The organism is Chelatococcus sp. GCM10030263 (assembly GCF_042666455.1).
Taxonomy (GTDB): Bacteria; Pseudomonadota; Alphaproteobacteria; order Rhizobiales; family Beijerinckiaceae; genus Chelatococcus.
The window spans coordinates 735,420-754,831 of sequence record NZ_JBHTDB010000005.1; the positions used below are offsets into that span (position 1 = coordinate 735,420).

Genomic DNA, 19,412 nt, shown 5'->3' on the forward strand with positions numbered 1-19,412 from the left:
AAAGATGGGCTCTTAACGGCCCGTCTTATCCAGCACAAGCCGCTCGGCGTGGCTGCCGACTTCATGGAGGTCGATGCGCCCGAGGCGCTCCGCCGTCAAGGCCGAATTGAGCGTGTCGAGCACGACATTGCCCGGGATCGCGATCAGGAGCGACAACCCGTCCCGCACGCCGGCCGATCCCAAGACCTCGCCGCCCAGCGCGACGATGGCGCGCGAGGCCTCCTCCCGCCATCGTTCCACCGTCGCGGTGACGAGCACGATCTCGCGCGCGCCGCCGTCGTCGAGCGGCTTTGCGATCACGAAAACCGGCACTGCGGCCGGATGGCCGGGGCGTTCGATGAAGGGCAGCCGCGCGATGATTTTCGGCGCATCCGGTGCGGTCAGCGCCGCCCACCACGGGCCTGAAGCGGCGGTGCTGTCGGCACGGAAAATGCCGAGGTCGCCTTGCGATTCCGCGACGGTGCGGATGACCGCCTCCGCGCTGGTATGGGCGACATAGGGAACGGTGAAGCCGAAGTGGAAACGCGCGGAATCGCGCATCGGCGCATCGCCGCCGGAAATATCGGCATGCACGCTGTAGGGCGCCTGCACATAGGTGAAGGTGCCGACGATCACGCGCCAGATGCTCTCGGCGGTGTCGAGCGGCAGGATGCCGCGGTGGCGCTCGGCGAGGCGCCGCATCATTGCGGCTTCCCGCGCCGGCCGGAAGGCCGAACCGGAGGCCTGCGTCCGCTTGACGGCGATCAGCCGGTTGATGATATCCCCGCGCTCCATGAGGAGCTCGTGCATGGCTGCGTCGATACGGTCGATCTCCTGCCGCAAGGTGCCGAGATCGACCGGCTGTTCAAGGGTGTTCGCCTCAGGCTTCATCATCAACTCGATCAGCTCATGGATCCGGTCATGTCCAGGGCCGAGCAGGCTCGGTGCTCCGCAGATCGCATTCTTGTAGGATGCCGGCCCGGAGAACGCAAAGCGGCCAACCGAACCGGCGGCCACCACTTGTTCTTGTTCAATGGCGGATTTGTTCGTTATAACGAACGACGGGGAGCTGACCGCCGCGTTGCGGCGTCGCGTCAGGATTAGAGCTTATGTTGGTGAGTGTTGGCGATCTTCCGGTTCCCGCCTCGCAGGTGGACGAACCCGACAGCCTGGTGGCCCATTTCGGCGCGGACCGTCCCCTCGTTATGGATTGTGGCTCCGTCATCGCGCCCTGGCAGATCGCCTATCAGACCTATGGCACGCTGAATGCCGCCCATTCCAACGCGATCCTCATCTGCCATGCGCTGACCGGCGACCAGCACGCGGCCAACCGGCACCCCATCACCGGCAAGGAGGGCTGGTGGAGCACCATGATCGGCCCTGGCCTTCCCATCGATACGGACCGGTTCTTCGTCATCTGCGCCAATGTCGTCGGCGGCTGCATGGGCACGACAGGGCCCGCCTCGCTCAATCCGGAGACCGGTGAGCCCTGGGGGCTCGCCTTCCCGCTCGTCACCGTCCGCGACATGGTGCGCGCCCAGGCGATGCTGCTCGACCATCTCGGCATCGACCAGCTCTTCGCGGTCATCGGCGGCTCGATGGGCGGCATGCAGGTGCTGCAATGGGCGGCGAGCTATCCTGAGCGTGTCTTCGCAGCCATGCCGATCGCCACCGCCGCTATCCACTCGGCTCAGAACATCGCCTTCCACGAGGTCGGGCGCCAGGCGATCATGGCCGATCCCGATTGGCGCAGCGGCCATTATCTGCAGGCAGGCGTCAAGCCCTCGAAAGGGCTCGCGGTGGCGCGCATGGGCGCGCATATCACCTATCTGTCCGAGGCGGCACTCCACCGCAAATTCGGCCGCCGCTTCCAGGACAGGGACGCCCCGACCTTCTCCTTCGACGCCGACTTCCAAGTGGAGAGCTATCTGCGCTACCAGGGCGAGAGCTTCGTCGAGCGGTTCGATGCCAATAGTTATCTCTACATCACGCGGGCGATGGACTATTTCGACCTCGCCGCCGACCATGGCGGCGTGCTCGCCAATGCCTTCCGCGGAACGCGCACCCGCTTTTGCGTGGTCTCCTTCACCTCGGACTGGCTGTTCCCCACATCGGGGTCCCGCGCCATCGTGCACGCGCTCAATGCCGCGACCGCCTCGGTGAGCTTCGTCGACATCGACAGCGACAAGGGCCACGACGCCTTTCTGCTCAACGAGCCGGTCTTCTTCGCGACCACGCGCGGCTTTCTCGATTCAGCCGCCCGGGCCCATGGCCTGTGACGCTCCAATGACAAGGACGGCCCGCGTGAACGACCTCTCGGCGACCAAACAGGTGATATCGGCAGCAGGCGCGCGTCTCGATCATCTCCTGATGGCCGACATGGTCGAGCCGGGCTCGCGCGTGCTCGATGTCGGCTGCGGCGACGGCACGCTGCTTGCGCTGCTCGCCGAGCGGCGCGGCGTCGATGGGCGGGGCATCGAATTGTCGCGCGAGGGCGTCAACCAATGCGTGGCCCGCGGCCTGTCCGTCATCCAGGGCGATGCCGACACCGATCTCTTCGCCTATCCGGATGACGCTTTCGACTATGTCATCCTCTCGCAGACGATCCAGGCGACGCGTCGGCCGCGCGCCGTGCTGGAGAATCTCTTGCGCATCGGCCGGCGGGCGATCGTCTCCTTCCCCAATTTCGGCCATTGGCGCGTGCGCGCGGAACTCGGCCTCTACGGCCGCATGCCGGTCACGGAGAACCTGCCGGACACGTGGTACGACACGCCCAATATCCATTTCTGCACGATCCGCGACTTCGTCGCCCTCTGCCAGGAGGTGAATGCGAAGATGGAGAGGGCGATGGCGCTCGATTCAGGCGGCCAGCCGGTGCGCTTCAACATGCCATGGTGGGTGTGGAACCTGTTCGGCCAGCAGGCGGTCTTTCTGCTCAAGCGCGGCTAGCGCTGCATCCGGCGCTCCATCATTGGCACTGATCTCCAGGTGTTTTCGCCACCGACCTCCGGCGAGACGCGCTAGTGATCTTCGCGTCATCATCAGCGCTGGGAGGTTTGCATGCTCGAGATCGAGAACTGTGAGGTCGTAACGGGCGGTCAGGACATGATCGCCGGTCCTGCAGAAACGACGAAGCAGAACGGGGAAAGAACAAATCGCCACCCATTGGAATTCTTGGCTCACCGGATGCTGCAGGACCTTCTAGAGCAAGCCCGTGCCTACAGCCTTGCGCAAGATAATCTGCGCATGCGCCCGTGAAACGTGTGTGGCCTTCGGGCTTCTCGTTCAACACGATCCGTCGACGTTAGCTTCGCCATAAACGGAAGAGATGTTCGAGATTGATCGTCCGGAAGTCGTTCGAGGTGGATGCGGCCGTGAAGCAGCTCTGTGCTCGAGCAAGATGCTAAAGCGCATCGACGGCTGGAGGATGTTCGGCGGAGTGGCCTTGTTCGCCGAGATTGAGTGCCGCCGCCGCTCCCGGGCGGCCGATGTCCTTGCCCTCGATAGCCGGCGCGAGATCCAGCCGCCGCCACTCTGAACGGGCCAGCTACTCCCCGGCGAGGGGATGGAGGTCGCGCACCATGGCCTTCAGCCGCTCGTCGAGCACATGGGTGTAGATTTGGGTCGTGCCGATATCGGCATGGCCGAGTAGCTCCTGCACGACGCGCAGATCGGCGCCGTTCTGCAGGAGGTGGCTGGCGAAGGCATGGCGCAGCACATGGGGGCTCACCCGCTCGGGCGCGAGGCCCGCTGCAATGGCGAGGTCCTTCAGCTCACGCGCGAAGGCCTGCCGCGTGAGGTGGCCTTCAGCGCTGTCGGCGGGAAAGAGCCAACGTTTCTGGCGCGGCTTTTCCTTGTCCGTCGCGATGAGCTCGAGATGAGCCTTGGCCGCTTTACGCGCCGCGTCCGTAAGCGGCACGAGCCGCTCCTTGTCGCCCTTGCCGCGCACCATGAGGAAGCGCTCGCGGCTGAGGGCCGCTGCCCGCGGCAAGCCGACGAGCTCCGAAACGCGCAGCCCCGTTGCATAGAGAAGTTCGAGGAGGCAGGTGAGGCGCGCCGCCCGCCGCCGTTCGCCGAGCGGCCGCTTGGGGTCGTCGACGCCCTCGCGCGCGACGGCGAGCAGACGGTCCACCTCGGCAATGCTCAGCACCTTGGGCAGCGGCCGGCCGAGCTTCGGCCCCTCGATGGTCGTCGTCGGGTCGTCGCTGCGCAGCCCCTCAAGATACAGGAACTTGTGAAACTGGCGCACCACCGAGAGGCGCCGGGCGGCCGAGGAGGCCTTCAGCCCGCGGGCATGCACATCGGCCAGGAAGGCCCGTATGTCGGCCTGCCCGCAGCCGATCATGGTCTTGCCGGCTCTGGCGACGAAGCTCATGTAGTCGTCGAGGTCGCGCTCATAGGCGGCGAGCGTATTGCGCGCCGCGCCGCGCTCGGCGGCCAGCATTTCGAGGAAGCGCTCGGCGAGACCATTCGCGCCAGCGCCGCCGTGGTCAGCACGAGACGCGACAGCCATGGCTTGCTCTCACTTCTTATCGAATTTGGACGCGGGGATCGTCACCGTCATAACGCGCGGTGTCGGTTCGACCAGCGTCGCCAAAGCAAACATCGTCCCATAGACCAAGCCGGCCAGGATGCCGATGATAACGAGAAAACGGAAAAGACTCGGCACGGCGAACGATCTTTGAGGAACCCGGAGGACTTGCCGCCTGAAGCGCGGCCGCACTCAGGATATGAGAATGACGTAAACAAAAACTCCATGTTAGTAAAACCTCCATGGGCCAGCATCACGAAATGGATTCCGCGGTTCCAGAGACCCAGCTGCTGCGCGAGGCGCTCGGCAGCCGTTCGCTCGTACTCATCGGCATGATGGGGGCTGGCAAGAGCACGATCGGACGGCGGCTCGCGACCCGGCTCGGCCTCGATTTCGTCGATGCGGACCACGAGATCGAGCGCGCTGCCGGCATGACCATACCGGAGATCTTCGCGACCCAGGGGGAAGCGCAGTTTCGGGACGGCGAGCGGCGTGTGATGGGGCGCCTCCTCAGCCGCGGCCCGCAGGTGCTGGCAACGGGTGGCGGCGCCTATGCGAACGCCGAAACGCGCGCCCGCATTGCCGAGGAGGGGATCTCGATCTGGCTGAAGGCCGAATTCGATGTGCTGATGCGCCGGGTGCGAAAGCGCCCGGGCCGGCCGCTGCTGCATACGCCGGATCCCGAAGGCACCTTGCGGCGGCTCATCGCCGAGCGCTATCCGATCTATGCAGGAGCGGATATCACCGTCACTTCCCGCGACGGCCCGCATGAGGCGATCGTGAACGAGATCATCGCGGCGGTCAGGGACTTCCTGGCCCCACCAACGGAAATGGGATCATGACGCAGGCGAAGCCCGCTCCATCGGGCGCCCTTCAAACGGTGCATGTCGCTCTCGGCGCACGTGCCTATGACATCGTCATCGGCCGCGGGGCGCTGGCCGAGGCCGGCTCTCGCATTGCCCAACTGGCGCCGGGCGGGAAGGCCGCCATCGTCACCGACGCGCGCGTCGGCGCGCTCTATGGCCAAAGGCTCGCCGACGATCTGTCCCGCGCCGGCCTGCGCCCGACGCTCGTTTCTGTCCCGCCGGGGGAGGGAAGTAAGAGCTTTCCGCGGCTCATCGAGGTTTGCGACGCCATCCTGGCGGCGCGCATCGAGCGGGGCGATCTGGTCGTTGCGCTCGGCGGCGGGGTCATCGGCGATCTCGCCGGCTTTGCTGCCGCGATCACGCGGCGCGGCCTGCGCTTCGTGCAGATCCCCACCACGCTGCTTGCGCAGGTTGATTCCTCGGTCGGCGGTAAGACCGGCATCAATTCCGCTCATGGCAAAAATCTCGTCGGCGCCTTCCACCAGCCGAGTCTCGTCATCGCCGACACGGCGCTGCTCGACAGCCTGAGCGAGCGCGAATTTCGCGCCGGCTATGCCGAGGTCGTCAAATACGGGCTCATCGACGACCCTGCCTTCTTTGCTTGGTGCGAAACGAATGCCGAAGCGATCTTCGGGCCGGGTCCGGCGCGCGACCATGCGGTCGCCGTGAGTTGCCGCGCCAAGGCGGCGGTGGTGGCGCGCGATGAGCGCGAGGACGGCGACCGGGCACTGCTCAATCTCGGCCATACCTTCGCCCATGCGCTAGAGCGGGCGACCGGATATGACGGCAGCCGCCTCGTCCACGGCGAGGCGGTGGCGATCGGGATGGCGCTCGCCTTCCGCTTTTCGGCGATGCAAGGCCTGTGTCCGCAGGAGGATGCGGCGCGCGTCGGTGTTCATCTCGCGAGCCTCGGGCTGCCCACGCGGCTCCAGGACGTGCCGGGCGGCATCGGCACGGCCGAGACGCTGGTCGAGGCGATGGCGCAGGACAAGAAGGTCAAGCGCGGCGAACTCACCTTCATTCTCGCCCGCGGCATCGGCCGAAGCTTCATCGCGCGGGGTGTCGCTGCGGCGGACGTGCGCGACTTTCTCGTCGGCGAACTAGCTGGGGCGTAATTTTTACGTCCGTAACCAATGGTCCGCCGTGCTACCCGACAGTGCGGCTGTTTTGCTCGGCAGCGATCCGGATCGTGATAGAAATTCCGGGCGGGTGTGGGGATCACCCGCCCGGCAGTCTGAGGCAATGGCGGAACGTCCGCCAACGACCATTGACGCAGGTCGCGCCTCTCCCCCTTCATGCATGGGCCAGCCCGCCGACGTGCCGGCGCCCAATCCGCATGATCCTGTGCAGCGCCAACAGCCCTCCGAGGCGCGGAGCCGCAAAATGACTGTAGCCCTGTTGAACAAAGGGCCGCTGTTCGGCGACGATGGAGTGTCCATCGGAAGTGAGTCGAGCGTCGGCGTCTCGACTCACCGCGTTGGGCATTGGCCAATGACCGGCGAACCGGGGAGGTGTAAAATCTCAGGCTGAGCCTCTGCCGCCGTTCATCCTGGGTGACGGCCGCCCTCGCGACGCTCTGCTGCCGGGGTCAGGGCGGAGCAGACCGTGGCGAGGCGGACGTGCCTCCATGGTCCCACTCAGCCGAGGCCCAGAAGGAAGCGTCTTGGCGCGGCTGACGGAGCGCTTGGCGGCTGACCGGGCCAATATCGGGCAGCCGCGATGTCGGATCGGCGAAGTTGGGATGGGTAGGCATTGGCAACAAACAAATCCAGACAATTGATCGGACGGCCATAGGGATCAGTTCGCTCAATTCGGAGACAGAATGGCTCAATTTATAACCGAAGTAAAGTCAGAAAAAGAACCTTATGGTCCTTTTTCAGGCTGGACCATGGGCGGGGTCCTTCCCTCGGTCATGGCGCGCCTTCGGCTCGTCGCGCGCGGCGCCGCGCGTCAAGGGGCCGCTCGTGGCGCATGAGTCCATCGCCCGTCGCCTTCGCGCCATTCGCGAGGAGCTCGACCATTCCCAAGTGGAATTCGCGGGAATGGTCGGCCTATCCCTGAGCGCGCTCAAGCGCATCGAGATCGGACACAATGTCCCGAGCGGCGAGACGCTGCTCAAATATGCCGAGCTCGGCGCCAATCCGGGCTGGATCCTGACCGGCGAGGGGCATATGTGGCGCGGCGAGCCGGACGAGGTGGAACGGCGCTCGGCTCTGCCGGATTCCGCCCTCTTCGAACTCTTCATGGATCAGACGCTATTCGGCCGGATCGTGGAGGCGATCGACCGCCTCTTCAAGGCCGAGAACATCAGACTCGCGGCCGCCCAGCTGGGCGAGCTGAGCGCGGCCAAATATGCCGAGATCGTCGCCGCCACGGACAATTCGGACGAGCGGTTCGCCATGATCAAGCTGATGGTCATTCAGCTACGAAAGGAGCTTCGCGCGGGCGGCAGCGGCGCTCCTGCCAAGCCTCCGGCGCGCCTCGGCTAGAGGGCCCTGCGCCCTCAAAAGGCCGTGCGCTGGCGGATGGCGGCGGCGAGCGTGCCCTCGTCGAGATAGTCGAGCTCGCTCCCGACCGGCACACCATGCGCGAGCCGCGTAATCTTCAGGGAATAGCGCGACAGAAGATCGGTGACGTAATGGGCCGTGGTCTGGCCGTCGACGGTCGCGTTCAAGGCGAGGATCACCTCCTTGAGCGCGGGTTCGGCGGCGCGTGCCACCAGCTTGTCGAGATTGAGGTCTTCCGGCCGCACGCCGTCCAGCGCCGAAATGACCCCGCCGATGACGTGATAGCGCGCATTGACCACGCCGGCACGCTCCAGCGCCCAGAGATCGGCCACGTCCTCGACCACGACGAGCACCGAGGGATCACGCCGCTGATCGCGGCAGATGGTGCAGGGGTCGGAGGTATCGACATTGCCGCAGGCCGAGCAGACCATCACCCGGTCCGCGGCCGTCCGGATGGCGTCAGCCAGCGGCATCAAGAGCTGCTCGCGCTTCTTGATGAGTGTCAGCGCCGCGCGTCTGGCCGAGCGCGGCCCGAGGCCAGGCAGACGGGCAAGCAACTGGATCAGGCGTTCGATCTCCGGGCCGATGGGCGAAGGCATGCGCGAAAACGATCCTGGTTGTGCAGATCGCCGGGCCTGCCGTTGCCCACCCTGCGAATCGGGTCCCCGGCATAAGGCCGGGGCCGATGGCGTACAGGATTGGCCGCTCGGTCCTGACGAAGCGGTAGAGACCCGACAATGAAGTGTGGCTGCCGCTCAGAACGGCAGCTTCATGCCCGGCGGCAGCGGCAGACCCTTGGTCAGGTCGCCCATCTTCTCCTGCATCAGGCGCTCGGCCTTGCCGCGGGCGTCATTGACGGCGGCGACCATGAGATCCTCCAGGATCTCCTTGTCGTCCAGCACCATGAGGCTCGGGTCGATGGAGACGCTCTTCACGAGCCCCTTGGCCGTCGCCGTGACATTCACCGCACCGCCGCCGGCCGTGCCGGTCACTTCGAGCGTGTCAAATTCCGCCTGCATGTCGGCGAATTTCTGCTGCAGCCCTTGGGCCTGCTTCATCAAACCCATGAGGTCTCGCATGCCGGGCTCCTTTCCAGTCGCGCGTCAGAGGTCTTCGTCTAGATAGGACAGGTCTTCGCCGGATGCGAGCGCGTCGTCGTCGCTGACCGGCTCGATCGCTTGGGCGGCCTCGGCGCTTTCCTCGTCCACCCGATCCCGCACGTCGACCACGGCCGCGCCGGGAAAGCGCGACAGGGCGGCCTGAACGAGCGGGTGTCCTTCGGCGCCGCTGCGGCGCTCCGCCTCGCGCGCCTTCATCGTCTCATAGAGGGTTGGTGCGCCGGGCTTGGAGGACAGCGCCACCATCCAGCGCCGGCCCGTCCATTGCTGGAGCGCGCGCCCGAGATCGCCGGCGAGCGTGCGGCTGCCGCCTTCCGCGAGCGTGAATTCGATATGGCCGTCCTCGAAATGGACGAGATGGACGTCCTGTTCGAGTGCGCGCTTCAAGACGATGTCGCGCTTCTCGCCGGCGAGCGCCACGATATCTTCGAACCGTGCCAGCCGCATCTGCGGCTCGGCCGCCCGCGCCGGCGCGATATCGCGCCTCGGGCCGGCATCGGCCGCGGCCGCCGCACCCGTCCCGCCGGCGATCGACAGACGCGGCGCCGATCCACCCGGCGAAGCACTGGCCGACCCGGACTGGGACGATTGCCCCTGCTGGGCATCGCGCAACGCGCGCAGCGCCTCATCCGGCGTCGGCAGGTCTGCGGCATAGGCGAGACGCACTAGGAGCATTTCGGCGGCGGCAATCGGCCGGGAGGCCTGCTGCACTTCGGGGAGCCCCTTGATCAGGATCTGCCAGTTGCGCGACAGCGCCCGGAGTGAAAGACCCGCCGCGAGCTCCGTGCCGCGGCGGCGCTCCGCCTCGGTCAGGGCCGCATCGTCGGCGGCGCCCGGCACGAGTTTCAGCCGCGTGACGACATGGCTGAAAGACGCGAGATCGTTCAGGACGACGTAAGGGTCGGCGCCCGCGTCATATTGCGCCGTCAGTTCGGCGAGCGCGGTGGCGATGTCGCCGCGCATTACGGCCTCGAACAGGTCGATGATGCGCGCCCGGTCGGCGAGGCCGAGCATCAGGCGCACCTCGTCGGTCGTGACCCGGCCGCCGCCATGGGCGATCGCCTGATCGAGAAGCGACAGGGCATCACGCGCCGAGCCCTCGGCGGCCCTGGCGATGAGCGCCAGTGCTTCCGGTTCGGCCTCTACGCCCTCGGCGGCCGAGATCCGGCCGAGATGGGCGACCAGGAGCCCGGCATCGATGCGCCGCAGGTCGAAGCGCTGGCAGCGCGACAGGATCGTCACCGGTACCTTGCGGATCTCGGTGGTCGCGAAGACGAATTTGGCGTGCGGCGGCGGCTCCTCCAGCGTCTTCAGGAAGGCGTTGAACGCCTTCTCGGAGAGCATGTGCACCTCGTCGATGATATAGACCTTGTAGCGGGCCGAACTCGGCGAGTAGCGGATGCCGTCGATGATCTGGCGAACGTCCTCCACGCCCGTATGGGACGCCGCATCCATTTCGAGCACGTCCACATGGCGCGATTCCATAATGGCCGCGCAATGGCGCCCGAGGGCCGGCATATGGATGGTGGGACCGGAGGTGCTGCCGTCCGTCGGCTCGTAGTTCAAGCCGCGGGCGAGAATGCGCGCGGTGGTCGTCTTGCCGACGCCGCGCACGCCGGTGAGCATCCAGGCCTGGGGAATGCGCCCGGTGGCGAAGGCATTGGAGAGCGTGCGCACCATCGCCTCCTGCCCGATGAGATCCTCGAAGCGGAGCGGACGGTATTTGCGGGCGAGCACGCGATAGGCGGGCGACGGCGAACTCGCTGCCACCGGTGCCAAGCCCGGCAGGGCGAGGCCTTCTTGCGGTGCCTCGTCGGGCTCGGAAGGGGCCTTCGGCAGATCGGTCATCGCACCCGTTCGGTCTTCGGCCGCGCCGCGAGCGCGCGACCACGGCGACCGGCCGCCGGATTTATGGAGGAAGGTGGGAGGCTGGACGAAGACCCGCCCGATTCTCGTTAGGGCTGCTTCCTTCCGGACCTGACCCGGTTGGCGAGTGGAACGTCCAACGCCAACCTCCCACCGCCTATATCGGGGAAAGACGAGGCCGATGCAAGGCGCCCGGCGCGATAACCGCAGCTATCGCGCAACGCCCTTCTGTGATGCGGCCGGCTCGGGTAGAAGGATACGGCCCTGTCGCCGCGAGGCAGGGACTCTCAAGGACCTTGCCATGACAAACGTCACGCCGCCCTCCGACAGCACTGCCGCGCCGGAGCGCTCCGCCCGCACGGGCTTTGCGCAGAACCGCCTCGAACGCCATTCGGAGGGACGCGAGCATGCTGAGAGCGTGGCCGCCTTGCGGGCGAGCCCCGAGGCCGTGACCTTCGTGCTGGCTGGCGAGGTGCCGATCCTGAAGTCTGGAAGCGTCAGCCTGAATACGCGCTTCAGCATGGCCGAAGCGGCAGACCTGGGGGCGACCGGCGAGAGCATCTTCCTGGGCACGCTCGACGGGGTGCCGCTCTTCACGACGCAACTGCCGCGCGATGCGGCCGGGGTGGTCGAGGGCAGGCCGCATCTCCAGGCCGTTGATCTCCGATCCATTGCGACGCAGGGGCTCATTCCGGCCGACGAATTGGGCCCGCTCGGCGAGGCAAAGGCCATTCTCCACTGGCACACGCGGCATCGCTTCTGCGCCAATTGCGGCGCGCCGACGCGCGTCGAGGCGTCCGGCTGGCGACGCATCTGCGACCAATGCGGCGCGCAGCATTTTCCGCGCACGGACCCCGTGGTCATCATGCTCGCGGTCAGGGGAGAGCGCTGCCTGCTCGGGCGCCAGCCGCGCTTTGCTACGAACATGTATTCCTGCCTGGCGGGCTTCGTCGAGCCGGGCGAGACCATCGAGGATGCGGTCAGGCGCGAGATCAAGGAAGAGGCGGGGCTTGCGGTCGGCCGCGTGCGCTATCTCGCCTCGCAGCCCTGGCCCTTTCCCGCGTCGCTCATGATCGGGTGCCTGGCGGAAGGCCTGCATGAGGCGATCACCATCGACCAGCACGAACTGGAGGACGCGCGCTGGTTCACGCGGGAGGAGGTCGCCCTCATGCTCGCGGACACCCATCCGCAGGGCCTGGGCACGCCCAAGCCCTTCGCCATCGCCCATCACCTCATCCGCGCCTTCGTGAATGAGGGCGAGGGGTTCTGAGACGGGGGAATGAGAGCACCGCGGCTCGGCAGAGCAGGGCCGAGCTCAACTTTGCCCGATCTGCTCTGCTTATTTGCAGGACGTCAGACAGGGATGCGGGCCGAACCGCTCCAAGCCGCTGTCGTGGCGGGCGCGACGCGATCCGCGATCGTGCTCCTCGTCATCGAACAGCGCGAGATCCTCGGCCTGCGGCCAGACGAGGGCAAGCTCCGTGGCCCGCGTCGGCGTGTCGCCCGATCTGATGCCGCCGACGCCCGCCCCGAGCGCCCGGGCAAAGACCACGGCCGCAACGTTCCTGTGGAACACCCACAAACCGATATCGCTGATCCCGCGGCGGGCCAAGCCACGCGCCATCCGCCCCATGAGTGCGGTGCCGATCCCGCGGTATCTCAGTCGCTGGGCGACATAGATGGCGTAGACCTCACCAGCCGCGCCGAGGGCCGCATCACGTGCCGGGCCGCAGGCGCCGAAGCCGATGAGCGCACCATCGCGCTCGGCGATGAGCAGGGCTCCGTCACGCGCACTGGTCTCGAGCCAATCGCATTCGGCGCGCGCCTGATGGAGCCCGCGGAGCTCGCCGTCATCCATCAGCCCGAGATAGGTCTCGCGCCAGCTGACGTCGTAGAAGCTTGCGATATCGGCCATATCGCGCTCGTCTGCGCGTCGAATTATGAGCGTCATCGGCCTTCCCTCTCGTCATTGGCATAGCCTGACGCGAGACAAAGGCCACAAAAGGGCGACAGTGGCATGAAGGCGCGAATTCTTGCCCGCGCCTTGCTGCTTTTTAGCCGGAAACTCAGTTTGGCCGGCTTCGATGTTAACGAATTCAGATAATTCGTCAGCAAAACTTCTGGAAGTGTTAAAGCCGAGCTGGCTACTCGGCCGCTTCGCGCAGCGTTGCCCGGAAGGGGTGTGCCGGGAAGACGCCGAGGATGCGCAGCTCCTTGGAAAAGAACTCCAGCTCCTCGAGCGCGAGCTTCAAGCTTGCGTCTTCCGGATGGCCCTCCACCTCCGCGTAGAACTGGGTGGCGGAGAACTGGCCGTCGACCATGTAGCTCTCGAGCTTGGTCATGTTGACGCCGTTGGTGGCGAAGCCGCCCATGGCCTTGTAGAGCGCCGCCGGCACGTTGCGCACGCGGAACACGAAACTGGTCACCGTCGGCCCGTTGCCGGCAGTGGCCCAGGCGGCCTCGCGAGCGAGGATGACGAAGCGTGTGGTGTTGTGGCTCTCGTCCTCCACGTCCTCCATCAGGACATCGAGACCGTAGATGGACGCCGCCAAGCGCGGCGCGAGCGAGGCCAGAGCAGGGTCGTTCCATTCCGCCACCTGCCGGGCCGAGCCGGCGGTATCCGCCGCAACGACACCTTTCAGGCCGAGCTTGCGGATGATTCGCCGGCATTGGCCGAGCGCATGCACATGGCTGTGCACCGTCTTGACGGTAGCGAGTGTGGCGCCTTTGGGGGCCAGCAGCTGGAAATGGATCGGCAGGAAATATTCCCCGACGATATGCAGCCCCGAGGTCGGCAGAAGATGGTGGATGTCAGCCACCCGGCCGGCGATGGTATTGTCGATCGGGATCATGCCGAGCCCGGCCGTGCCATCGGCGATCGCCGCGAACGCATCCTCGAAGGTAGCGCAAGGCAGGGGCTGCCAGTCCGGATAAGCATCTTGGCAGGCGATGTGGGAATTGGCGCCCGGTTCGCCTTGATATGCAATCACCGCGGGCAGGGACATCACCGGCTCTCCTCAAACCATCTCGAATCGAATGCCTTGGATTTGCTCCAGGGCCTCGGATAAAATCTTCGCGCCGTCCGCGCGGCCGAAAACCGCTCTGCTGATGGCCTCGCTCTTTTGCCCTATGCGCCGCAAAGCGGCAAAAGGTAGCAAAGCGAAAGGCGCTTATACGAGTTGCCAACCCGGCTTCAAAGCAGGTAATCAAGCGCGATCGCATGTCCGCGGGCATGCACAGACCCTTATGCCGCCACCTCGTCCGCCTTGGCAGGATCGGAGCAGCCGTTTCGATGATGGATTCCTTCGAGCTCAACAAAATCGCCGGTGCTGTCCTCGGCACCCTCGTTTTCGCCATGGGCCTCGGCATCGTCGCGGACGAGATCTTCAAGTCGCATGCGCCGGCCATCCCGGGATATGACCTGCCCGCCGCACAGGAAGCTGCACCGGGCGGTGCGGCACCTGCGGCACCTCAGGTCGAGCCCATAGCCGTTCGGCTGCAGACCGCCGATCCGGCGCGCGGCGAGAAGGCAGTGGCGAAATGTGCGGCCTGCCATAACTTCGTGGAGGGCGCAGGCGCCAAGATCGGCCCCGACCTTTACAATGTCGTCGACCGCCCGAAGGGATCCTTCCCGGGCTTCAGTTATTCCTCGGCCATGAAGGAACACGCTGCGAAGGGCGAGAAGTGGACCTACGAGGAGATCGACCACTTCATCGCCAATCCGCGCGCTTACATGAAGGGCACGATCATGAGCTTCGCCGGTGTTGCGAAGCCTGAGGAGCGCGCCGACATCATCGCCTATCTGCGCACGCTCTCGCACAGTCCGGCACCGCTGCCCACGCCCTGAGGCGCCGGTCAGTCGCAGACGAGCACGCCTGCTTCCCGGGCGGCCGCGACGAACGCCTCGCGGGCCGCCTGAGTGGTCGTCGGATTGAGTTTCGCCTTGGCAAAGCCGCAGGCTTTCCACGCCCGCCAGAAGGCTTCGGGCGGGCGCCCCTGGTCGTTCAGGATGCTTGATGACGGCCAGTGCCGGCCGAGCATGGAGTAGGCCTGTTCCACGTTACAAATCGGCCCGTCCGAGATACTCACAATCACAGGTCGTGTGAAATGAAGTATGTCGGTCAAATCGCGTCCCCCTCGCGGCGAAGCCTAAGCCGGCACCGCCGTGAGGTAAAGACTGATCGGCCGATCTAGCCGAAGCTTGGACCGCGCTCGCGTTCGACGCGGTCCACCCCAAGATCGTGACCTACTGTGCCGGCGGTGCCCCGCTCTGGGACATGAGCGGCGTGATGCGCCTGAGGCTCACCCGGCGGTTGGCCAACTCCGGCCCGTCCGTCTGCACCTTGAGATACTGCTCGCCATAGCCCTGCGTGACGAGGTTTTCGGGTGGGATGTTGTAGGTCTCGGTGAGCGCCAGCGCCACCGACTCAGCGCGACGGTCCGACAGGGCGAGATTATCGGTATCCGAGCCCACCGCATCCGTATGGCCTTCCACCAGGAAGACCTCGTTCGGATTGCGTCGAATCGCAGCGTCGAGAGCACGCGCGATGGCGTCGAGCCGGCCGACCTCGGAGGGGCCGATCTCGGCAGAGCCGAAGGCGAAGTTGATGGTGTCGACGTCGACACGGCGCATCTTCTCGCGCAGCCGCTGATTGTAGCGGATCTCGTCGAGACTGTAGGCACGCTCCACCCGCTCGACCGGTGGCGCCATCAGGGTTTCCTCGATAATTTCCGGCTCCACCTCCTCCGCCTCGACGATATAGCGCTCACGCGGAATGCCGAGCACAAGCGGCGGCAAGCTCACCACAGGTGGCGGATAAAAGCCGGGGCCCCGGTCCCGCCGCGCCGGTCGGCGGCTGTTGTCGATGATGATGACATCCCGCCCATCAGTGGTGCGGCGAATGCGGCGCATCAGATTGCCGTCCTCGTCCTCCATGGTGATGATTCGGCTGCCGTCCGGCCGCACGACCGTGACGGTGCGCTCGCCGCCGCGACCCGTCACCACGTCCACGTCGCGCGCGCCGCGGCGCAAACGCCCGAGTTCGTCGTGACGGATGACCTCGCGGCCGCCCTCCCGGATGATGACCCGGTTGTCGCCCTCGCGGATGATGGTGCGCCCGTCACGCTCCTCGATGCGGCGCTGATCGCGCCAGTCCCGGCTCATGTCGCGGCCGGGCGCGCCGCCGAGATCCGGACGATCGCCTCGCTCTGAACCGGGCGGCATGCCGGGACGCAGCTGCTGCCCGCCCGTTGCCGGACCGCCGGGCGGAGGCACTGCCTGTCCCGGAAGGGGCTGACGGGGAGGGACCGGCCGTCCGGGCGGAACGGCCCCATCGGGAGCGACCTGCCGCTCCGGCGGCAGAGGCCGGCCGCTCGGCGCCGGCCGGTCGCCGCGTTCAGGGCGCGGTGGTTGCTGGAGGCCGGGCCGATCGTCCATAGACGGCATGGGCCGCCCGGGGGGACCAGAATCCGGCGCTTGCCCCGGAACCGGGCGGAGACCTTGCCCCGGCAGGGGTTGGCCGGGAACGGGCTGGCCGGGAACGCGCTGATTTGGTGAGGATTGGTCGGGCGCAGTGCGGCCGGGAGCCGGTCGCGGCGCTTCTGTCCGAGGCGGGCGGCCCGGCCCGTCCTGAGGAGCGTTTGGCCTCGGCTGGCCGCGCCGCGCATCGGGCGGCGCCTCGGGGCGTCCGGGGACCGCGCGCGGGCCGCCCGGAGCGGGTGCTACGTCGCGCGGCCCAACGGAACGCGGCATTTCCGAGCGAGACGGGCGCCCCGGCGCGTCCTCGGGAGCGTTCGGTCTCGGCTGACCTCGCCGCACATCAGGTGGGGCCTCAGGGCGTCCGGGCCCGCCGCGCGGGCCCTCGGGAAGGCCCTCGGGACGGCGCATCTGCGGCCGCGGCATGTCTTGCCGCTGCATTTCCTGGCGCTGCATCTGTTGGCGCGGCGGCTCGCCGCGCGGCATGCCGGCCGGCGGTCCCGGGCGCGGCATGTCCGGCCTCTGGGCGTCTGGACGGCCTCCCTGAGGGGGGCCACCGTCGGGCCGTCCCCGCGCGCCGGGCTGCTCCCGCTGCCCACCGTCCTGACGACCGCCCTCGGGACGACCGCCGTCGGGGCGCCGCCGACCCGGCGGACCGTCTTGCTCGTCGCTGCCGGGCCCGGCCTGGGCGAGAATGAGGAGCCGCTCATCCTGCCGGCTTGTGAGATCGAGCGGCGCTGCCGTGGCGCTCAGGATCGGCATGGTCATCACCGTGCCGGCGAGCAAAGCTAGACGGTTCATCCGCATCAGTCGTCCTTCATCTTGGCAGCCACCATTTTCAGCGGTGGAGTTCCTGGTCGATGAAGATCAACGTGCGATTATGACGATAATAAGATTTCGCATTGCAGCGTAAAATGAACGGCTATTCATATTGCAGAATTTGGGAATATTCCAAGAGCCTGCGCTATTGACCAAATCAGAATATTTTCTGGCCAAGATGTAGTTCATGGCAGCAGCCTAAACTTCGCAGTGTCTCAGAAGCCGGGACTGCCAGCCTGGCGGCGGCGGTCGCGAAAGCTGCCGGTCCAACGAAAATGCCCATGGCGCACACGCGTCATGGGCATTTTCTCGATTCGGGGACAGCGGCGGTTGGAGGCCGCCAGCCCTACTCCGCCGGCACGTAGATCGCAGCGCCCTTGGCCTTGAACTCCTCGGCCTTTTGAGCGAGCCCGGCCTGGCGTTCCTCCTCGGAACCGGCGGCCGCCATGGCGCCGGCCTCGGCGCGCAGGTCCTGCGTGATTTTCATGGAGCAGAACTTCGGCCCACACATGGAGCAGAAATGCGCCACCTTGTGCGCGTCCTTCGGCAGCGTCTCGTCATGGAAGGCGCGTGCCGTGTCCGGATCGAGCCCCAGATTGAACTGGTCCTGCCAGCGGAACTCGAAGCGCGCCCGCGACAGGGCGTCGTCCCGGAGCTTCGCTGCCGGATGGCCTTTGGCGAGGTCGGCCGCATGCGCGGCGATTCGGTAGGTAATGACGCCGGTCTTCACGTCGTCGCGGTTCGGTAGCCCGAGATGCTCCTTCGGCGTGACGTAGCAGAGCATTGCCGTGCCGAACCAGCCGATCATCGCCGCCCCGATGGCCGAGGTGATGTGATCGTAGCCCGGCGCGATGTCCGTGGTCAACGGCCCGAGCGTATAGAAGGGCGCCTCGCCGCAGACCTTGAGCTGCTTGTCCATATTGGCTTTGATCTTGTGCATCGGCACATGGCCGGGGCCCTCGATCATGACCTGGCACCCCTTGTCCCAGGCGATTTTGGTAAGTTCGCCGAGGGTATCGAGCTCGGCGAACTGCGCCGCGTCGTTCGCGTCGGCGATGGAGCCGGGGCGCAGCCCGTCGCCGAGCGAGAACGACACATCATATTTGCGCATGATGTCGCAGATCTCGTCGAAGCGCTCGTAGAGGAAACTCTCCCTGTGATGCGACAGGCACCAGCGCGCCATGATCGAGCCGCCGCGCGACACGATGCCGGTGACGCGCTTGGCCGTGAGCGGCACATAGGCGAGGCGCACGCCCGCATGGATGGTGAAATAGTCGACGCCCTGCTCAGCCTGCTCGATGAGCGTATCCTTGAAGACCTCCCAGTCGAGCTTGGCCGGGTCGCCGTCGACCTTTTCCAGCGCCTGATAGATCGGCACCGTGCCGATCGGCACCGGCGCATTGCGCATGATCCACGAGCGGATGTTGTGGATGTTGCGGCCGGTGGAGAGGTCCATGACGGTGTCGGCGCCCCAGCGGATCGCCCAGACGAGCTTCTCCACCTCGTCGGCCGCCGAGGACGTGACGGCGGAATTACCGATATTGGCGTTGATTTTCACCAGGAAGTTGCGGCCGATGATGGTCGGCTCGAGCTCCGGGTGATTGATATTGGCCGGGATGATGGCGCGCCCCCGTGCCACCTCGTCGCGCACGAATTCCGGCGTGATGAAGGCTGGAATCTCCGCGCCGAAATCCTCCCCGTCGGCGCGGCGCTCCTCGGCGCCGGCCAGCATCGCGGCGCGGCCGAGATTCTCGCGATGCGCCACATAGATCATCTCTTCGGTGATGATGCCGGCGCGCGCGCATTCGAGCTGTGTCACCGGCCGCCCGGGGGCGCCGGCGAGCACGCGGCGGTCGGCCGGGCAGGCCGGCACGAGCTTTTCGGGTGAGATATTGCCATTGTCCTCGGGCTTCACCGGACGGGCGGCAACCGCCTCGAAACCGCGAGAGGCGATCCATGAGGCGCGCACCTGCGGCAGTCCCGCGGCGAGGTCGATGACAGTATCTGGATCGGTGAAGGGGCCGGACGTATCGTAGACGCGAAAAGGCGGCTCGCCCGCGGAGGGATCGAGGGCAATTTCGCGGAACGGCACGCGGATGTCAGGCCGGTTTTCCGGGCTCGCATAGACCTTGCCGGAACCGGCGATGGCCCCGGTCGTCACTTCGGCCGGCGTCGCGCTCACCGGCTTTGCCGGGCCGGCGGGCTTTTGATGCACAGTCATGGATCTCCTCCTTTTCGGTTCAGGAGATC

The 19,412-nt window shown here is 66.5% G+C and carries 21 protein-coding genes and 1 other RNA gene; 10 read left to right on the forward strand and 12 right to left on the reverse strand.

Annotated features, from left to right (window positions below):
• Nucleotides 1-12 precede the first annotated feature (12 nt).
• Nucleotides 13-873 carry a chorismate mutase gene (locus tag ACFQU1_RS13590; RefSeq protein ID WP_378134055.1) on the reverse strand — a complete coding sequence of 287 codons (861 nt, stop codon included), beginning with the start codon at nt 871-873 and terminating at the stop codon, nt 13-15.
• Between the two features lie 215 nt (nt 874-1,088).
• On the opposite strand from ACFQU1_RS13590, the gene ACFQU1_RS13595 reads away from it, so the two are divergent.
• The 4 genes from ACFQU1_RS13595 (at nt 1,089) to ACFQU1_RS13610 (ending at nt 3,517) form a co-directional block, all read left to right on the forward strand.
• Complete coding sequence (locus ACFQU1_RS13595) at nt 1,089-2,258, forward strand: homoserine O-acetyltransferase (RefSeq protein WP_378133346.1); 1,170 nt, start codon at nt 1,089-1,091, stop codon at nt 2,256-2,258.
• Between the two features lie 7 nt (nt 2,259-2,265).
• Nucleotides 2,266-2,928, forward strand: a complete 663-nt coding sequence (metW, locus tag ACFQU1_RS13600) for a methionine biosynthesis protein MetW (protein WP_378133348.1) — start codon at nt 2,266-2,268, stop codon at nt 2,926-2,928.
• 111 nt (nt 2,929-3,039) lie between these two features.
• Complete coding sequence (locus ACFQU1_RS13605; RefSeq protein WP_378133350.1) at nt 3,040-3,237, forward strand: hypothetical protein; 198 nt, start codon at nt 3,040-3,042, stop codon at nt 3,235-3,237.
• 70 nt (nt 3,238-3,307) lie between these two features.
• Nucleotides 3,308-3,517 carry a hypothetical protein gene (locus ACFQU1_RS13610; protein ID WP_378133352.1) on the forward strand — a complete coding sequence of 70 codons (210 nt, stop codon included), beginning with the start codon at nt 3,308-3,310 and terminating at the stop codon, nt 3,515-3,517.
• A 9-nt stretch (nt 3,518-3,526) separates the two neighbouring features.
• On the opposite strand, the gene ACFQU1_RS13615 is transcribed toward ACFQU1_RS13610, so the two are convergent.
• Both ACFQU1_RS13615 and ACFQU1_RS13620 read right to left on the reverse strand, forming a co-directional pair.
• Nucleotides 3,527-4,492, reverse strand: a complete 966-nt coding sequence (locus tag ACFQU1_RS13615; RefSeq protein WP_378133354.1) for a site-specific tyrosine recombinase XerD — start codon at nt 4,490-4,492, stop codon at nt 3,527-3,529.
• 9 nt (nt 4,493-4,501) lie between these two features.
• On the reverse strand, nt 4,502-4,648 hold the full coding sequence (locus ACFQU1_RS13620; protein WP_378133356.1) for a histidine kinase: 147 nt from the start codon (nt 4,646-4,648) through the stop codon (nt 4,502-4,504).
• 122 nt (nt 4,649-4,770) lie between these two features.
• On the opposite strand from ACFQU1_RS13620, the gene ACFQU1_RS13625 reads away from it, so the two are divergent.
• The 3 genes from ACFQU1_RS13625 to ACFQU1_RS13635 all read left to right on the forward strand — a co-directional run bounded on the left by ACFQU1_RS13625 (nt 4,771) and on the right by ACFQU1_RS13635 (nt 7,865).
• Nucleotides 4,771-5,352 (forward strand): shikimate kinase, encoded by a 582-nt coding sequence (locus ACFQU1_RS13625; RefSeq protein WP_378133358.1) that lies wholly within the window; start codon nt 4,771-4,773, stop codon nt 5,350-5,352.
• Complete coding sequence (gene aroB, locus ACFQU1_RS13630; RefSeq protein ID WP_378133360.1) at nt 5,349-6,491, forward strand: 3-dehydroquinate synthase; 1,143 nt, start codon at nt 5,349-5,351, stop codon at nt 6,489-6,491. The genes ACFQU1_RS13625 and aroB overlap by 4 nt, the downstream gene beginning before the upstream one ends.
• 849 nt (nt 6,492-7,340) lie before the next feature.
• Nucleotides 7,341-7,865, forward strand: coding sequence for a helix-turn-helix domain-containing protein (locus ACFQU1_RS13635; protein WP_378133362.1), 525 nt, complete (start codon nt 7,341-7,343; stop codon nt 7,863-7,865).
• A 14-nt stretch (nt 7,866-7,879) separates the two neighbouring features.
• Here ACFQU1_RS13635 and recR read toward each other — a convergent pair whose 3' ends face one another.
• The 4 genes from recR to ffs all read right to left on the reverse strand — a co-directional run bounded on the left by recR (nt 7,880) and on the right by ffs (nt 11,020).
• Nucleotides 7,880-8,482, reverse strand: a complete 603-nt coding sequence (recR, locus tag ACFQU1_RS13640) for a recombination mediator RecR (RefSeq protein ID WP_378133364.1) — start codon at nt 8,480-8,482, stop codon at nt 7,880-7,882.
• A 156-nt stretch (nt 8,483-8,638) separates the two neighbouring features.
• Nucleotides 8,639-8,962: a YbaB/EbfC family nucleoid-associated protein gene (locus ACFQU1_RS13645; protein WP_378133366.1), complete on the reverse strand. Its 324-nt coding sequence runs from the start codon at nt 8,960-8,962 to the stop codon at nt 8,639-8,641.
• 24 nt (nt 8,963-8,986) lie between these two features.
• On the reverse strand, nt 8,987-10,849 hold the full coding sequence (locus tag ACFQU1_RS13650; RefSeq protein ID WP_378133368.1) for a DNA polymerase III subunit gamma/tau: 1,863 nt from the start codon (nt 10,847-10,849) through the stop codon (nt 8,987-8,989).
• A gap of 71 nt (nt 10,850-10,920) precedes the next feature.
• Nucleotides 10,921-11,020, reverse strand: an RNA gene (gene ffs, locus ACFQU1_RS13655) — signal recognition particle sRNA small type.
• 148 nt (nt 11,021-11,168) lie between these two features.
• On the opposite strand from ffs, the gene nudC reads away from it, so the two are divergent.
• Nucleotides 11,169-12,137, forward strand: coding sequence for an NAD(+) diphosphatase (nudC, locus tag ACFQU1_RS13660; RefSeq protein WP_378133370.1), 969 nt, complete (start codon nt 11,169-11,171; stop codon nt 12,135-12,137).
• 69 nt (nt 12,138-12,206) lie between these two features.
• Here nudC and ACFQU1_RS13665 read toward each other — a convergent pair whose 3' ends face one another.
• Together ACFQU1_RS13665 and ACFQU1_RS13670 are read right to left on the reverse strand one after the other, a co-directional pair.
• A complete protein-coding gene (locus tag ACFQU1_RS13665) occupies nt 12,207-12,818 on the reverse strand; it encodes a GNAT family N-acetyltransferase (RefSeq protein ID WP_378133372.1) in 612 nt (203 codons plus the stop codon).
• 193 nt (nt 12,819-13,011) lie between these two features.
• Nucleotides 13,012-13,872, reverse strand: coding sequence for a prephenate dehydratase (locus ACFQU1_RS13670; protein WP_378133374.1), 861 nt, complete (start codon nt 13,870-13,872; stop codon nt 13,012-13,014).
• A gap of 287 nt (nt 13,873-14,159) precedes the next feature.
• Between ACFQU1_RS13670 and ACFQU1_RS13675 the strand changes: the two genes are divergently transcribed.
• Nucleotides 14,160-14,714 (forward strand): c-type cytochrome, encoded by a 555-nt coding sequence (locus ACFQU1_RS13675; protein WP_378133376.1) that lies wholly within the window; start codon nt 14,160-14,162, stop codon nt 14,712-14,714.
• Nucleotides 14,715-14,722: 8 nt separating this feature from the next.
• Here the strand turns inward: ACFQU1_RS13675 and ACFQU1_RS13680 are convergent, their stop codons facing one another.
• Both ACFQU1_RS13680 and ACFQU1_RS13685 read right to left on the reverse strand, forming a co-directional pair.
• Nucleotides 14,723-14,992, reverse strand: a complete 270-nt coding sequence (locus tag ACFQU1_RS13680) for a DUF982 domain-containing protein (RefSeq protein WP_378133378.1) — start codon at nt 14,990-14,992, stop codon at nt 14,723-14,725.
• Nucleotides 14,993-15,113: 121 nt separating this feature from the next.
• Nucleotides 15,114-16,142: an OmpA family protein gene (locus ACFQU1_RS13685; protein ID WP_378133380.1), complete on the reverse strand. Its 1,029-nt coding sequence runs from the start codon at nt 16,140-16,142 to the stop codon at nt 15,114-15,116.
• 630 nt (nt 16,143-16,772) lie between these two features.
• Here ACFQU1_RS13685 and ACFQU1_RS13690 point away from each other — a divergent pair.
• Nucleotides 16,773-17,135 (forward strand): hypothetical protein, encoded by a 363-nt coding sequence (locus ACFQU1_RS13690; RefSeq protein ID WP_378133382.1) that lies wholly within the window; start codon nt 16,773-16,775, stop codon nt 17,133-17,135.
• Between the two features lie 373 nt (nt 17,136-17,508).
• On the opposite strand, the gene thiC is transcribed toward ACFQU1_RS13690, so the two are convergent.
• The gene (gene thiC, locus ACFQU1_RS13695; protein ID WP_378133384.1) at nt 17,509-19,383 is read right to left on the reverse strand and encodes a phosphomethylpyrimidine synthase ThiC; all 1,875 of its coding nucleotides are present in this window, start codon (nt 19,381-19,383) and stop codon (nt 17,509-17,511) included.
• Nucleotides 19,384-19,412: the final 29 nt, after the last annotated feature.